Origin of the sequence: Micromonospora sp. AMSO31t, assembly GCF_008868175.1 — a bacterium.
Taxonomy (GTDB): Bacteria; Actinomycetota; Actinomycetes; order Mycobacteriales; family Micromonosporaceae; genus Micromonospora.
Genome location: NZ_WBKT01000006.1, coordinates 1 through 16196, shown reverse-complemented (window position 1 = coordinate 16196; position 16196 = coordinate 1). Strand labels below are relative to the sequence as shown.

9 protein-coding genes are annotated in these 16196 nt (G+C 69.9%); 4 read left to right on the top strand and 5 right to left on the bottom strand.

Annotated features, from left to right (window positions below; translation table 11 throughout):
• Nucleotides 1-49 precede the first annotated feature (49 nt).
• Entirely contained in the window at nucleotides 50-4750 is a 4701-nt protein-coding gene (locus F8274_RS02525) for a PQQ-binding-like beta-propeller repeat protein (protein ID WP_151460633.1), read from the bottom strand.
• A 33-nt stretch (nucleotides 4751-4783) separates the two neighbouring features.
• On the bottom strand, nucleotides 4784-5914 hold the full coding sequence (locus F8274_RS02520) for a HupE/UreJ family protein (RefSeq protein WP_151460632.1): 1131 nt from the start codon (nucleotides 5912-5914) through the stop codon (nucleotides 4784-4786).
• Between the two features lie 388 nt (nucleotides 5915-6302).
• Between F8274_RS02520 and F8274_RS02515 the strand changes: the two genes are divergently transcribed.
• From F8274_RS02515 to F8274_RS02500, 4 genes are all read left to right on the top strand, one after another.
• A complete protein-coding gene (locus F8274_RS02515; RefSeq protein WP_151460631.1) occupies nucleotides 6303-7244 on the top strand; it encodes an ABC transporter ATP-binding protein in 942 nt (313 codons plus the stop codon).
• A complete protein-coding gene (locus F8274_RS02510; RefSeq protein WP_151460630.1) occupies nucleotides 7241-8593 on the top strand; it encodes an ABC transporter permease in 1353 nt (450 codons plus the stop codon). Before F8274_RS02515 ends, F8274_RS02510 begins: the two co-directional genes overlap by 4 nt.
• Nucleotides 8594-8681: 88 nt before the next feature.
• Entirely contained in the window at nucleotides 8682-11354 is a 2673-nt protein-coding gene (locus F8274_RS02505) for a bifunctional YncE family protein/alkaline phosphatase family protein (protein ID WP_225853560.1), read from the top strand.
• A 495-nt stretch (nucleotides 11355-11849) separates the two neighbouring features.
• Nucleotides 11850-13637, top strand: coding sequence for a VCBS repeat-containing protein (locus tag F8274_RS02500; protein WP_151460628.1), 1788 nt, complete (start codon nucleotides 11850-11852; stop codon nucleotides 13635-13637).
• Between the two features lie 241 nt (nucleotides 13638-13878).
• Here the strand turns inward: F8274_RS02500 and F8274_RS02495 are convergent, their stop codons facing one another.
• The 3 genes from F8274_RS02495 to F8274_RS02485 all read right to left on the bottom strand — a co-directional run.
• Entirely contained in the window at nucleotides 13879-14268 is a 390-nt protein-coding gene (locus F8274_RS02495; RefSeq protein ID WP_151460627.1) for a hypothetical protein, read from the bottom strand.
• 210 nt (nucleotides 14269-14478) lie between these two features.
• Nucleotides 14479-14709, bottom strand: a complete 231-nt coding sequence (locus tag F8274_RS31705) for a hypothetical protein (RefSeq protein WP_225853559.1) — start codon at nucleotides 14707-14709, stop codon at nucleotides 14479-14481.
• Between the two features lie 298 nt (nucleotides 14710-15007).
• On the bottom strand, nucleotides 15008-16196 hold a 1189-nt coding region (locus tag F8274_RS02485; protein ID WP_192579671.1), incomplete at its 5' end, for a low temperature requirement protein A.

Here is a 16196-nt window from a genome sequence, read left to right as displayed (position 1 = left end):
CGGCCCGGTGGGAATCCGGGCCGGCCCCGTGTGGTGGGGCGCGTGTGTGTTATGGCGCGGGTACGCCGTCGAGGATGTCGACCGCGTCGGTGCCCGGGGTGACGACGAGCTTGCGGGTGAGGGTGTATGTGCCACCCGCCGGCACGTCGACGTTGAACCGGCTCATTACCCAGTTGCCCGCGGCGTAGACGTCGAAGGCGCTGGCCGGCGTGCCGTAGACGAGACCGAAGACCTGCGGATCGGTTCCGGTCATGCCGATGTACGGCTTGCTCGGCGCGTATGCCGCCGTCGTGCCCGGCGGCACGATGCCGGTGCCCGGGACGACACTGGCCTGGCCGGCCGCGTCGTGGTCCATCGCGTCGCCGGTCCACACGCTGAGTAAAGCCGAGCCGGAGTTGCTCAGTTCCGTCGCGACCGTGGCGAAGTTGTCGCCCGGCTTCAGCGTGTACGTCGTCGTCGCCGTCAGGTCCGTGAAGCCCTTGACCAGCCCGGAGACCCGGACGACGGCCTTGTCGCCGGTCGCCTGCACGATCTGGACGTCGGTCGCCGCCACCGACCGGTTGTCCCACGCGCTACCGCCGGTGGGCTGGGTCGCCGAGACGTAGGGCAGGTTGATCCAGTCGAACTGGTCGGCCATGCCCCGGACGGCGATGTCGACCGGCTTGCCACGGGTGCCACCGGAGAGCTGCGAGTCGTTGTAGGCGTCGGCGATCGCCATCGAGAGCTTGTCGTTCTCGAGCATGACGTCGCCGTGGCCCGCCTCGATCAGACCCGAGCCGATCTGCTTGCCGTAGCTCGCCTCGACCGTGACCGGACTCAGCGCGACGTCGGCGACGCCGCTGCCCACCGTCGGCACGGTGACCGTGCCGGCGGCCGTCCGGTAGCCCAGCATGGACACCCGGACGTCGTACCGACCGGCCGGCGCCCTGACGAGGTACTTGCCCTGCGCGTCGGTGCTCGTGGTCGCGACCACCGTACCGGCCTGCTCGAGGGCGACCCGGGCACCGGAGACGGCGGCGCCGCCCGCGGTGATCGTGCCGGCCGCGCGAGCGGCGTCCGGGACCGCCGGGTCGTGCAGGTCGATCTCACCGGCCCAGTTCGCGATGTTGCGGGTGGGGTCGCCACCGGCGGTCGCGTAGTCGGTCAGGTGGTAGAAGCTGAACTGCCTGGTGGCGCCGGCCGCCACCGTGGCGTCGTAGTAGAGGCCCTCGACGTAGCCGTACGCACCGAGCGCGGTCGGCGTGTCCGTTGCCCACGCGAGACCGTGCGCGGCCTGGCCGTTCGTGGTGGCCGCGTCGGCACCGGCGTAGATGTAGTTCCCGGTCCAGCCCGAGGTCTTCAGACCCGGGTTGATGCCGCTGAACCCGGGGATCCGGCCGTTGTCGACCGAGCTGTCGGGGTCGATCATGTAGTTGAAGTAGCCCTGGTAGCCCGTCGTGCCGGTGTTGGTCAGCTTGACCGTCATCTTCACGATCGGGGCGTCGGGCAGGGTCTCGTAGCGGACCTGCGCCTTGATGGCCGGGTTCGCCCGGTAGTGACCGTTGCCGACCACGGCAGCGCCGTCGACCGCGAGGTCGGGCAGGTCGAGCTGGTCGTTCGGCCGGTCCCACGAGTCGGGCGGCGTGAGGCTCGGCCGCAGCAACATCTCGCCCCAGTCGAGGGTCTCGGCGCCGTTGGCGTCGTTGAGCATGAGGTCCGACAGCGCGCCCTGGCCCAGACCGCCGACGCCGTTGTTGCCGGCGGCGTACGGCGTCACCGACGCCCGAACCATGTCGTTGGCCAGGTAGTAGTACTCCTTGCCCGGGACAACGTCCGTACGCGTGCTGCCGTTGCCGTAGTCCGGCGCGTACGTCGACATGCCGGCGACCGGGTGGGCCACCTTGATCAGCTTGAGGTCTGCCGTCGCGGTGCCGATGGCGCCGACCGTGACGGTGGCCGCCGAGCGGTCGTCGGCGATCAGGCCGCGCTTGGCCGCCGTGACGCTCCAGGTCGACTCCGGCAGGCCGATCCGGTAGTGGCCCTTGGCGTCGGTGCTGGTCACCGCGGTGTCCTGGCCGGCGGCGACGGCGGTGACCTTCGCGCCGGTGATCGGAGCGCCCGTCTCCGGGTCGCTGACCGTGCCGGTCACGGTCGCCCAGCGCTGTGCGGACTCGCCGCCGGGCACGTAGGCGTAGAGGTTGCCGTCCCAGGCGCCCGTCACGACGGTGTTGCCGCTGGCGGCCGGGCCGGCGCCCACCCAGGTGCCGGTCTCGTGGCTCCACAGGATCTGGCCGGTGTCGGTGGCCAGGGCGTAGAACCTGCCGTTGTTGGCGCCGACGAAGAGCGTGTCGCCGGCCACGACCGGGCTGGACATGACGCCGCCGTGGTAGATGTCGCCGGGCAGCACCCGCTCCCAGAAGACGTTGCCGGTCTGGGCGTCGAGGGCGACGACGGCGCCGCTCGGGAAGCCCATGTAGACGATGCCGTCCTTGACGGCTGCGGCGCTCGGGGTCGAGCCGCTCGAGACGAGCGAGGAGCGCGTGCTCCGGTAGGTCCACAGCGTCGCGCCGGTCTTGGCGTCACGGGCGGCGATGCCGTTGTTGGCGCCGATGAAGACCTTGCCCTCGGCTGTGGTCGGTACGCCGTCCTGCCAGCTGCCGAGCGACTCGGTACCGGTCCACTTGCGGGCGCCGGTGGCCAGGTCGTAGGCGAGCACGCGGTCGGCGGTCTCGTTGCCGACGTACACGGTGCCGTCCATGACGGCGGGCGTGCCGTCGCTCATGGTCGCTCCGGACATCGGGGAGGCCCAGATCTGCGCGCCGGTGCGGGTGTCGAGCGCCTTGAGGACGCCCTGGCTGCCGATGCCGAAGCGGGTCTGGTAGGGCCAGAGCACGGTGTGGCCGGAGACGGCCGGCGAGTAGTAGCCGTAGGTGCGCTGGTTGTTCGGGGCCGGTGCCTGCTCGGGCACGGTCTTCCAGCGCAGCTTGCCGGTTGCCGCGTCCACGGCGTAGAGCTCCAAGCCGAGGGTCGGGGCGAAGATCAGGCCGTCGCCGTAGGCGAGGCTGCCGTGGATCGACTGCGGCACCTCGAGGTTCCACAGCTCCTTGCCGTCCTTGAGCTGCACGGCGTGGATCCGGCTGTTGCCGTCGCCGTTCTCGTCGCGGGTGCCCGCGTAGACGACGCCGTTGTGGATGACCGGCGACCCGGTGAGGAAGGTGCCGTCGGTGCGGAAGCTCCAGGCCAGGCGACGGCCGGCCGGCTGTGGCGGCGCGACGCCGGAGTGGGCCGCGTTGCCGTGGTGCTGGTCCCAGTCACCGCCGGCGACCGGCTGGAGCGCCGGCTCGTCGGTGAGGGTGAAGTCCGCCGACCTGGTCCAGGTCTTGCCCGCCGCGTCGACCACCTTCACCTCGATGCTGTGCGCACCGACCGTCTGCAGGCTGTTGGGCAGGTTGCTCTGCCAGGTGAACTCGCCGCTGTGGTGCAGCGGCATCCAGTTCTTCTCGCCGGCGATCCGGTAGCGCGCCGAGACGACCTCGTCGCCGGTGTCGTAGGCGTTGATCTGGATGCCCGGGAACTTCGCGGCCGGCACCTTCGAGCCCGGCGCGGGACTGACGATGGTGAGGTGCTCGCTCTCGCCGTACATCCGGAACGGGTTGTCGAAGCCCGGACCCGCCATGTGGATGTAGCGGAAGCCGCGCGGCGCGTTGTCGATCGTGTACGAGCTCGACACGGTCTGGATGTGCTTGGCGGTCGAGGCGAACGCCGAGTGGTTCTCGACGTGGTTGGAGTGCTCGTGGCCGACCAGGATGAGCTGTGCCTTGTACTTCTCGAGCACGTCTCCGAAGGCGTCGTAGGTCGACGGTGAGCCGAACGGGACGTTCATCGGCTGGTGGGTGAGGACGACGACCTCGATGTCGTTGGTCGGGTCGTCGTCGAGCGGAACACTCGCGGCGAGGTCGTTCTCGAGCCAGTTCAGCTCCTCGTCGAACGGCGCCGAGCCGTTGTTCTCCAGCACCACGAAGTGCCGGTTGCCGTAGCTGAACGAGTACCACTCCGGGCCGACGTTCCGGCGATAGTTTTCGATCTTGTCCGCGTACGCCGACCCGCTCGCGTACTCGTGGTTGCCGACGGCCGGCCAGACACCGACGGCCGACTGCTGGGTGCCGCGACGATACGTGTCGAACTGCCCCTGACTTGCGTCGTTGGTGAGGTCGCCGCTGACCGCGATGAAACCCAGGTCGGTGCCCGTGGAGTTGATCTCGCGGATCTGGTCGGGCAGCTGTGCGTTGACGTGCGGGTCGGCGATGTTGGCCCACGAGAAGGTGTCACCGTCGGACATCTCGTCGCGCACCAGGCCGAAGTCGGCCTTCGGGGTGGCGTCGTCCGTGAGCTGGCCGAGGTTGGCCCAGAACTTCGGCTCCTTGTACTGGTCCAGCCCGAAGCGGTAGCCGCGCGGCTGGCTGGCCCACACGATGTCGGTGGTACGGCGGTCCGTGGAGATCGTCAGCGAGTAACTGCCGTTCGCGGCCGTGGTGGTCGCGGCCTCGCCGTCCGAGACGCGGACGCCGGCCAGGCCGACCTCGTCGGGGTTGCGCTGGGCGTCACCGTTGGCGTCGACGTACACGACGCCGCTGACGGTGGCCTCCGGCGGGTCGATGGCGTAAGCCGCGTACGACGCGAGCGGGCCGGCCACGACGCTGGCGGCGAGCGCCAGCGTGGTGGTGTACAGGACGACGCGCAGGCGCGCGCGTGTCCAGGTGAACGCGGACATCGGGATCCTTCGGATGGGGGGCGGGGGTCCGTGTCAGGCCAGGAGCGGCGAGCGTTCGACGAACCAGACCAGACCGGCACCGGCGACGACGACCGTCGCCGCGACGGTGCCGAGCGTGAGAGCGCGGGCGGCGACCGGCTTGGTCGCGACCCTGCGCAGGAACAGCAGCGCCGGGAAGGTGAGCGCGATGATCGCCAACTGGACGAGTTCGATGCCGACGTTGAAGGCGACCAGGTCGGCCAGGGTCGAGGCCGACAGCGGCCCGTCGACGCTGAGCGCGCCCGCGAAGCCGAGCCCGTGCAGCAGCCCGAAGCCGAAGACCACGGGCAGCCGGTGGCTCGTCCTCGGCGAGAGCAGGTTGTCGAGCGCGACGAACGCGATCGACAGCGCGATGAGCGGCTCGACGATCCACCCGGGCACGCTGACCCAGCCGATCGCGGCCAGCACCAGGGTCACCGAGTGTGCGACCGTGAAGGCCGTGGCGACCTCGACGACGTCGCGCAGCCGCCTCGCGCCCAGCAGCAGCGCCAACAGGAACAACACGTGGTCGAGCCCGAAGAGCAGGTGCTCCGCCCCGAGCCGGACGAACCGCGGGATCTCACTGAGCAGGTCGGTGTGCCCCACCGTGAGGCTGGTGCGGACGGTGTCGAGCAACGTCGAACCGCGGCGGCCGTCGATGTTGTAGGCCACCAACGTGGTGGTGTCGTCAATGACGCCGTCGGAGACGCGGAAGATGTCGCTGCGGACGGTGAGCGCGCCCGACGCCGGGCAGTCGTAGGCGAGCGCGACCCGCACCGCGCCGGAATCGGCGAGATGGACGCGGGCGTCGTCCTCAACGGTGCACCCGATCGAGCCGCGGCTCAGCCGAAGCCGCGCGCCGACGTACGCCGCCACGTCGCTCGCGTGCGTGTCGAGCGAGCTGCGCCGCACCTCGGTCGGCGCCTCGGCGGCCGGGCCGTCGACGCGGACAACGTCTTGGCTCAGGACGCCGTCGAGACTCAGCAGCCGGGCGAGGACGTCGTACTCCATGGCGACGACAGCTGCGACGCCCTCGCCGTTGCTGCGCAGGTCGACCGCGACGGAGGTCGCGCGGACGTGCGCCTGCGCCGGCGCGGCGCCGAGGAACACGGCAACAAGGGCGGCGAGGAATGCCAGTAGACGCACAGGTGAGCACTTCCGTCGTGGGGGCGGCTGCCCCAAACCCTGCAGTGCTCGCTCCACACCGGGCAACACGCGACAGCCCTATTCACCGAACCTTCCGCTGCCGATCATCCATTGGCCGAAAGCCGGGCTTCGGTGGGCCGAGGACCGGGTTGTGGCCCGGCGAAGAGGGCCGCGTCCGAAGCCTGCTGAGCCCGGCGGCGACGCCTGAGACGCACGGGCGCGGTTGCGCATCGCTCCTCGTAGGGCGGCCCAGCGGCCTTTGAGGACGGAGGCTCGGCCAGCCCCGCGCGGTAGCTGGCCGCCTCCCGTTCTCCGAACGTTCAAAGACTGTCCCTGCCTGGGTCGGGTCCCCTCCCTAAGTTGCTTGAGGCTACGAAAGAAGGGGCTCATGGACGGACTCCTCGGTATCCGCGCTCGCGGTATCACCAAGTGTTTCGGTGACGTCGTCGCATTGGACGGCATCGACCTGGATGTGGCGCAGGGGCAGATCCACGGCCTGGTCGGGCGAAACGGCGCGGGCAAGACGACGTTGCTCGGGCTCCTGCTGGGACTGGCCGTCGCGGACGGCGGCCACCTCGAGATCCTGGGTACGCCGGTCGGGCGGGCGCTCGCCGCTCCCGAGGGGGTCGCCGGATTCGTGGACGGGCCGGGCCTCTATCCCTCGCTCACCGCCCGGCAGAACCTCGCCGCGCTGGCCGCTCTGCGCAGCAACAGCGTGCGTGCGGCGGGGATCGATGACCTGCTCGACCAGGTCGGGCTCACCGATGTCGCCGACGACCGGACCCGCGGCTTCTCCCTCGGCATGCGTCAGCGGCTCGGGCTCGCCGCGGCACTGCTCACGAAACCTCGGCTGCTCGTGCTGGACGAGCCTGCCAACGGCCTCGATCCGGCCGGCAAGAGGCACGTGCACGGCGTCCTCGGTCGGCTCGCGGCCCAGGGCACCAGCGTGGTGCTGTCGAGCCACCGCATGGACGACCTCGAGGCGCTGTGCTCCGAGGTCACCATCCTCGCCACCGGACGTGTCGTCTTCTCCGGCCCGCTGAGCAAGCTGGCCGCCGAGAACCGCGAACTCGACTACTGGCTGCTCACCTCCGACCCGCAGGCCGCCCGCCGGCTGGCCGTCGACACGGCCGGGATCCGCGTCGTCGACGGCGCCGGGGCACGGCCCGACGCCGAGGTGCTCGTCGTACAGGCGCTGGTGCCCGCCCTGGACGACCTGGTGGTGCGGCTCGTCCACGCGGGCATCGGGGTACGGGAACTCGCCCCCGTGGTGTCGCCGCTCGAGGCCGCCTTCCTCACCCTCACCGATGAGCAGGAGGTCAGCCGATGACCGCGATCGTCGCCGACGCCCGCGTCGCCGGGCGCCGCGTCTCCGTGGCGCGCGGTTACCGCTTCGAGCTGGTCAAGCTGGTCTCGCAGTGGCGGATCCGCCTGCTGGTCCTCGCCTGTTGGATCGCGCCGGCGCTCTTCGTCGCCGCGGTCAGCCAGCAGAGCTCGCTACCGGTCGACACCCTCTTCGGTCGCTGGATGCACGCCACCGGGTGGGCCGGGTCGCTGGTGACGCTCGGTTTCGCAGGGACGTGGGCACTTCCGCTGGTGACCTCGGTGGTCGCCGGCGACGTGTTCGCCTCCGAGGACCGGCTCGGCACCTGGCGTCACCTGCTCGTGGCGATCCGGTCGCCCCGGCGGATCTTCGCCGCGAAGGCGCTGTCCAGCCTCACCGTCATCCTGCTGCTCGTGGCCGGGCTGGCCTGCTCCAGTGCGGTGGGCGGGGTCGTGGCGGTCGGCAACCAGCCGCTGGTCGGTATCGACGGTCATTTGCTGACGCCGGGGGATGCTGCCGGAAAGATCCTGCTCGCCTGGGTCTGCGTACTCGCTCCGACGCTGGCGCTGGCCGCCATCGGGCTGCTCGGGTCCGTGGCGCTGGGGCGGTCCCCGATGGGGCTGCTGCTGCCCGCGCTCGTGGCGCTCGCCATGCAGCTCGCCCAGATGCTGCCGCTGCCCGTCGCCGTGCGCCTCGCGCTGCCCGGCTACGCCTTCATCGCCTGGAACGGCCTGTTCACCAGCCCGGCTCAAATCGGCCCACTCCTGATCGGCATCGTGGTCAGCCTGCTGTGGGCCGTGACCGCGACGGCGCTGGCCTACCTGCTGTTCATCCGGCGCGACTTCACCAACCCGACCGATGAGGGCTCGGGACGCCGCGCTGTCACCGTCGGGGCACTGCCGCTGGCCGGGTTGCTCGCCGTGACGGTCGGGGTCGTCGCCGCGGCGACGCCCGCCACGGGCTCCGGTATCGCGCAGGAGAAGGTGGAGCGCTCGGTCGCCACGGCATTCGCCCATCTCTATCGCCTGCAGACCGAGCAGCTCAACCGCCCCGACGTCACCGAGGCGCAACTGAAGGCGACGGCGAGCTGCAACAAGGGTGGCGGCAAGCTCGCCGCCGAAGGGCCGGGCAACGACTGGCGTTGCGTCGTCTCCTGGCATCTCCCCGACGTCGAGGCCGCGGGGACGGCGATCTACCAGCTCGACGTCACCCCCGACGGGCGGTTCGTGGCCGACGGCGACGGACCGAAGGAAGTGAACGGCTACTTCCTGGTGCGGACCCCGATCGGTGACGCACCGAACCCGCTCTGGCAGTTCGACGGCAACGTCGAACTGCTCCACACCACGAAGGGATGACTTCATGCAGGTAACACGCCGCCGTCGGCGTGTCGAGAAGGGCGTATCCGACCTTCTCCGTCGACGCATCGGCCGCCGGCTACCCCTCGTGACGGCGGGCACCACCGCCGTCGTCGTCGCCGCCGGCACCGGCATCAGTTTCGCCCAGACGCAACACTTCGGCACCGACCAGGTCGGCCAGCTGACCGGCAAGGGCTTGGTCGTGTCCGACGACCAGTACCTCGACCCGATCGGCGAGCGCTTCGTCCTCAACAACGGCAAGATCATGTCGTCCTCGGTCAGCCCGGACGGCACGCACCTGGCGGCTTCGGTCACCGACGGTGGCATGGCTCTGGCCATCGTGGACCTGAAGAACTACCGGGTGCAGCAGCTCGTCGGCAACAACGCGGCGGCGGACCTGCGCATCAGCGGCAACGACGTGGGCCAGGAAGGCCCCACGTACTCGCCCGACGGCTCGCAGCTGTGGCTGGGCCAGGCCGACGGCTACCGCACGTTCACCGTGAACCCGGACGGCAGCCTGGCCAACCCGGCGTTCATCCAGATCCCGCAGGACGGACCCAAGCGCGCGCTGGTAGCCGAGGCGGTGTTCTCGCCCGACGGCTCCACCGTGTACTCCGCGGTCAACGGCCAGAACCGGGTGGTCGCCATCAACACGGCGACCGGCGCCATCCAGCAGAGCTGGGCCGTGGGCAACGCCCCGCGTGACATGGTCATGGTCGGCGGCAAGCTCTACGTCAGCAACGAGGGTGGACGTCCGGCGAAGCCCGGTGAGCCCACGATCAACTCGTACAACACCCAGGTGCCGGCCGACCAGGTGACTGCCTCCACCACCACCGGCACGGTCAGCGTCATCGACCTGGCGAACCCGGGCGCCGCCGTCGCGAGCATCGACGTCGGCCTGCACCCGACCGCCCTGTACGCGAGGAACGGGGCACTGTTCGTCACCAACACCAACAGCGACGACGTGTCGGTCATCGACACCCGACACGACAAGGTCGTCCAGACCATCGCCACCCAGCCGTGGCCCGAGGCGACCGTGGGCTACCAGCCCAACGCCGTGACGCTCACCGACGACGGCCACCTGCTGGTGACGCTCGGTCGCGCCAACGCCGTCGCCGTCTACCGGTACACGACGCCGCTGGAGCCGGTCAGCTACGTCGGCCTCCTGCCGACCGACTACTTCCCCGCGGAGATCACCAGCGTCGGCAAGGACGTGCTGATCGTCAACACCCGTGGTGTCGACGCCCGCCGCCCCAACAACCCGGCCGGGCACGGCACCCACGACACCACGTCAAGCCTGCAGCGGTTCCCGCTGCCCAGCGACAAGGCCATCAGGGCCGAGACTGGCAAGGTCTTCAGCCAGAACGGCTGGACCGGTGGCTCGGTCAAGCTGGCCAAGGGCAACAAGGCGAAGCCGGTGCCCGTGCCACAGCGGCTCGGCGACCCCTCGACGATCAAGCACGTCTTCCTGATCGTCAAGGAGAACCGCACCTACGACCAGGTCTTGGGTGACGACCCGCGGGGCAATGGCGACCCGTCGCTGGCGCAGTTCGGCGAGAACGTGACACCGAACCAGCACGCGCTGGCTCGGCAGTTCGGGCTCTACGACAACACCTACGACATCGGCACGAACTCGGCCGAGGGTCACAACTGGCTGATGCAGGCCGACAACCCGGAGTACACCGAGTCCACGGCCGGTGAGTACATCCGCAGCTACGACACCGAGGACGACGCCCTCGGCCACCAACGGACCGGCTTCATCTGGACCGGTGCGCAAGCGGCGGGCAAGACCGTCCGGAACTTCGGCGAGTTCCACCAGTTCCTGACCAAGCCGGCCGGTGCCACCTGGCAGAACCTGTACTGCGACACGAAGAACATGGCGGCCACAGGGCAGGACACCTCGTACCGCCTGGTCTCGTCCTCCCCCATCCCGTCGCTGAACAGCGTGTCGGTGCCCGGCTTCCCCAAGTACGACCTGGGCGTGCCGGACATCTACCGGTACGAGATCTGGAACCGTGACTTCCAGAAGAACGGGCCGGCGAATTTGAATATGTTCTGGCTCTCCAGCGATCACACCGGCGGCCCGCCGAACGCGGCAGCTCAGGTCGCGGACAACGACCTCGCCGTCGGCAAGATCGTCGACACGATCTCGCACAGCCCGTACTGGAAGGACTCAGCGATCTTCGTGGTCGAGGACGACTCCCAGGCCGGCCTCGACCACGTCGACGGCCACCGCGCACCGATCCAGATCATCAGCCCCTGGGCCCAGCACGGCGTCGTGGACAACCACTACTACTCCCAGATCACGATGATCCGCACCATCGAGCAGATCCTCGGGATCCACCCGATGAACCAGAAGGACAGCGCTGCCAGCCCCATGCGCCAGGCCTTCACCAAGAAGCCGGACCTCACGCCGTTCACCGCGGTGCCCAACCGGACCTCGCTCACCGCAGGACTGGCCACCCCGCCTGCCTGCGGTCTGGACACGCCCGCACCGCAGAATCCCCTCGCCGCCGCCGCACCCGCAGCGACGGTGCCGGTGGACAAGCAGCAACTTGCGGCGCAGTGGGAAGAGTGGAAGTCGCACCAGCGGCTGACCGGGCCGGAAGCCAAACCCGACTATGCCAACCCCGCCCAGATGAACCACTTCACCTGGTACCAGGCACACGACTGGAAGAAGCCGTACCCGGGTGAGGAAAGGATCTTCGCCCCGGAGAACGTGCCCGGCGCGTTCATCCCACCGGCGGAGTCCGACGGCTGACCTGGCCTGATTCGCACCGAAGGGGCCCCTGGCAGCGTCACCGCTGACCAGGGGCCCCTTCGGGTGCAGGCTGCAGCGCGCGGCCTCGTCGATCAGGCGTCGAAGCCCTTCTCGCTCAGGATCCTGTCGATCCGGGCGCGATGGGCCCTCTCCACACATCGAGACTCGTCGGCCTCCTTGGCCAACTTCGTCCGACGGACGCGTGGAAGGCCAGACGGGTGCCGGTCTCGGTGTCAGGCCCTCAGGGTGACTGAACCGCCCGCCTCACCTGAGGTCGACGGGCGCGAACCGCTTCGGTAAGCGCGGTTCGCGCCTCTGTCGGTAGCAGAAGTGGGGCATAGTCCGGCTGGGCGGTATCCGGGTGATGCGGTGCGGCGAGTACGGCGATGGCCCGTCGGTGTCGAACAAGGTCCCGGCCGGGCACCGGTGTACGAGCGACCGGTCCGTGCGCGGGCACGATCGCCGGGTAAGTTCCGGTGGGTGCATGATCTGGCGATGAGGCGGCGGATGATCGCGGTCGGCGCGGCGGCGCTGGCGACGGTGGTGCTGGTGACGGTCGCCTTGGTGACCATGGCGCGCGGCGAAGGCGGCAGCAACCGGGCGGCGGCGCCCGGGCCGGCCGAGAGCACCGCGACGGTGACCGCCGCCGCCAGAGCAGGCTTAGGGGGAAAGCCACTCCCGGCGGTGCCGTCCAAGTGTCAGGCCCAGGGCGGCGCCGCGGCGGTGGCCCGGCCGAAACACGTGCGTACCGTCGCCACCAGCCAGACCGGCTGGTTCTCCTCTCCGAGCCTGGTCGACCTCGACCGCGACGGCAAGCTGGAGATCATGGCGCCGAACTACTCGACCTTCGTCTACAGTGCCACCGGCACCCGGCTGGCCACCGGCACGGCGAGCAAGGGCCGCGTGTACGCCCCCGCCGTGGTCACCGACCTCGACGGCGACTCGGTCATCGACATCGTGACCGGCGGCGGCGAGGGCACCGTCGCGGCATACGAGTTCCGCGGCCGCAAGTTGCGCGTCAAGCCCGGCTGGCCGGTCTCCACGTGCAGCGGCGGACAATGCCCGGAGACGCGCGGGCTCGCGGCGGCCGACCTCGACCACGACGGCCGGATGGAGATCGTGGCGACCACCACGAACACCTCCACCACCGGCTCGCAGGTGTTCGTGTTCGGCGCGAACGGAAAGGTCTACCACCCCAAGGGCGCCGCCGCCACGTCCTGGCCGCGGTACAACACCGGCAGCGACGCCGCCTTCAACGGCGCGGGCAATCACGGCTACGGCACCTACGGGGAGAACGTCGGGATCGCCAACCTCGATGACGACCCCGACCTGGAGATCGTGGTCACCTACGACAACCACCAGATCAACGTGTTCAACCCCGACGGCACGTCGGTGCTCGCCTCGCGCTGGTTCACCAACCGGCAGAACCAGTACCAGGGCAAGCGGCTGGGCTGGGGGCAGATGATCCGCTGGCTCGACCCCGCCGTGGAGGAAGCGCACTACCACAAGCACACCGGGGCGTGGCCGGACATCAAGAGCACCATGTGGTTGCAGTGGACTGCGTCGCCCCCGTCGATGGGCGACCTCGACGGCGACGGGCACGCTGAGGTCATCGGGCTGCCGAACGCCGAGATGAAGGAGCCGTACGAGACCCAGGGCTACGCGGTGATGGCCTTCGACGGGGCACAGAACGGCGGGGCGCGGTCCGCACGTCGGCACGCCGGGTTCGAGACGCCGGTGCTCACCGCCAAACCGGCGGTACGCGGGGACGGCGACTGGTATCCGCCCAGCGGCATCCCGGCACCAACCCTGGTCGACCTCACCGGCGATGGCCGGCCCGAGATCGTGTCCGCGACCCCGGATGGCCGCGTCTACGCGGTATCCCCGGATGGCAAGCTGCTGTGGAAGTACAACTACGCGCGCGGCGCGGCGAAGACGTTCGGCTCCGAGGTGATTGCGGCAGATCTGAACCGAGACGGCACGCCCGAACTGGTGTTCGGCACGTACGGCCCCTCCGTCGGAGCCGGTCGGCTGGTGGTGATGTCCGCGACCGGGCAGCAGCTGTCCTACACCCGGCTGCCGCGCCAGTCCGCCAACGGCAACGGTGTCGGGATCGCGGCGGCGCCGTCCATCGGCGACCTCGACGGCGACGGGACGCTGGAGATCGTGACGTCGAGCATCGACCACGGCCTGGACGTGTTCACGGTGCCGGGGTCCGGCACGGGCTGCCTGCCCTGGCCCACCGGCCGCGGCAGCACCCGGCGCGCCGGCACCGCCGGCTGACCGGGCCGGCCGCGTCATCGGCGGTCTCCGCGTCATGATCCTTGAACCGCGCCACCTCCTCGCGTACGCGCAACCGGACCAGCTCCCGGGCGGAGATGCGCCCCGGCAGACCGGTCAACGGCTACTGATCGATCGCCCTGCCCGTCGCTGTCTCGTCCCGAACCGTCACCGTGGCCATTCCGCCGTGCTCCTTGCCTTGGTGAGCGGCATCATGGCACGACGGTCCGACGGAACCGTTCGGTCAGCCGCCCGGGCAGCGGGTGTCACCGCCGCTGTGTTCCACGCAGTGCCCAGGCGGGCCGGGCGTCGTCACGGCCGGCGCCGGATCGAGATCCCGGCCGGCGAGCACGGCGAACGGTACGGCGGGCACGGCAATCACGACGGTCAACACCAGGAAAAAGACCGCGGTGCGTACCAGCCGCAGTTGGTACGCGACGAACGCGACGAGGGCCGGCCCGGCGGTCGCCACCAACGCGGCGACCAGCAGCGCCACGCTCGCCCGACGTTGGAGGTCCTCGAACTCGCCGGGCTGGTCGCCGTAGCTGACGCTCCACTGCTCCGGGCCGATGCCCACCCACCACACGGCCGCCGCGATCAGCCCGCAGACCCAGAGCAGGACCAGGAACCCCACGATCGGGCCACCCCGTCGAGCTATGCCGACCGCTTCAGACGTCATACCTTCAGCGTGGGCGGCCTAACCCGGCCAGGCATGAGTCGGCGTACTCAGGTTCGCTAGGTCCGTCGAGGTTTTGGCGTCGGTTCAGGCTCGGAACCATCAGTCACACGAAACAGCTTCGCAAGTCGACGGCTCGACGCTCAACCATGATCGGTAGGACAGGCCCTACCCTGGGCGGCGTCCCCAAGCCGAGATCAACGGCGCGAGGGTGAGGTCGAGCTCGCCGGCATCGACGGCGGCCAGGTGCGCGTCGATCTCGACGTCGTTGGTCAGCCCCGCGGCGAGCAATTCGGCGCGGACCAAGCGCACCGTCGCGGTCTCCAGCCGGTCGCAGGCTACCCCGCCGACCGGGAAGCAGCCGGCCGCCGTGACGTCGACCAGGCCCGCCGCACGCAACGCCCGCGGCAGTGTGCGGCCGTAGCGCAGGTCGGCGCCGCGCGGGTCATCAACTCCCGGACGGCGCGCCGCAGCCGGTTGGCGCGCCGCTGCGCCGGGCCAATTTCATCGAGGCAGGCCAGCGGCTGCAGCTCGGTGTCGGCATCCTCTACCAATAGCCAACCGCCGGGCCGCAGCGCCGCCACCATCAAATGGTGGCGTCCTGCAACGCTTCACCGGCCGCCGCGACGTCCTACCAGAGGTCATCCGAGCCGTTGAGCGGGCGATTCTCGGCGGGCCGTCGCTACAGTAGCAGAGCTTACTGATGTCCTTTTGCGGCCTTGGCGATCTGCGCGTTGACCACAATGGCGTATCCGACGAGCATCGCCGAGTTGAACGCGAGCAGTCGGCCCGGGTCCGTCACCACAAGTGCCACCACGATGGCCAGGGTGATTCCCCCCAGGCCGACGACGAGCCGACGCCGGGGCAGGCGACCGAGAGCGAAGCGGTGCAGGCCCAACCCACACACCATCCAGGTAACGATCGACCCGCCCAGCACGAGTCGCGCGTGGATCGGCATCTGATGCGACTGCCCGACCTCGTACACCGCAACACCGAGCGCCCAGCCGAGGAACATCACCGCGGCGCCGGCGGCCACGTGGAGATAGGCGTAGCCGTTACCGCTGCCCAGCCGCGGCAGCGCGAGCCCGCTGTTGGCATAGGTGATGTAGATCCACCAGATGCTGGCTGGCATGAGGAAGGCCACCAATGCGGCGGCCAGCACGCGAGCCGGCGAATGGGTGGTGGGTATCGCGTCGCGCAGGTTTGTCAGCGTGGCGCCGAGCAGAATCACGGTGAACTGCCCCAGCCGTTCAGGCAGGTGGGTGCGGTGCACGGGATGACGGCGCAGCCAGCGACGGCCGAGCCACGGGGTGAGCAGCTCGATAGCCAGGGCGGTGGTCCACACCGCCGGCCGTACGGCCGGGGGGACGGCCAGTGACCCGACCCAGAGCAACCAGCCGCTGCCGAATCCGGTGAGATAGACGGCCACCAGATCCCCGGCGGTCCGGTCGGCGGTGAGGACCCGCAGGTACATCAGAAGCAGACAACCACGAACGATCAGGTACCCGACGGGCAGCAGTAGGCCGGAGGGAGCCTGCGGCACACCGAGGGCGATGGCGCCAGCGCCGACCGTCGTGGTCAGCACCAGCAATCGCTGCGCAGTGTCGTCCGGGTCGTACCGGGTGTCGTAGAAGGACTGCCCGAGCCATGACCACTGGATGACCAGGTAGAGCACGATGGCCAGGGCCAGCTCTGCTGCACTTGGCGATGCCCGGGTGTCCAGCCGGGCGGTCACGCCCAGCAGGGCCAGGGCGAACACGAGGTCGAAGAAGAGTTCAAGCCAGGTGGCGTGCCGCTCTTCGCTCAGCCCCGGCCCGCCGGGGTAGCGTAGCCCCAGCCGACCGACGGTCCGCGACAGCCGGGTTCCCCTGCCACCTCCGGCCAAT

Coding starts and splice junctions, on each gene's coding strand:
- F8274_RS02510 (WP_151460630.1), top strand. CDS start 7,241: ATGACCGCGATCGTCGCCGACGCCCGCGTCGCCGGGCGCCGCGTCTCC.
- F8274_RS02515 (WP_151460631.1), top strand. CDS start 6,303: ATGGACGGACTCCTCGGTATCCGCGCTCGCGGTATCACCAAGTGTTTC.
- F8274_RS02525 (WP_151460633.1), bottom strand. CDS start 4,750: ATGTCCGCGTTCACCTGGACACGCGCGCGCCTGCGCGTCGTCCTGTAC.
- F8274_RS02500 (WP_151460628.1), top strand. CDS start 11,850: ATGAGGCGGCGGATGATCGCGGTCGGCGCGGCGGCGCTGGCGACGGTG.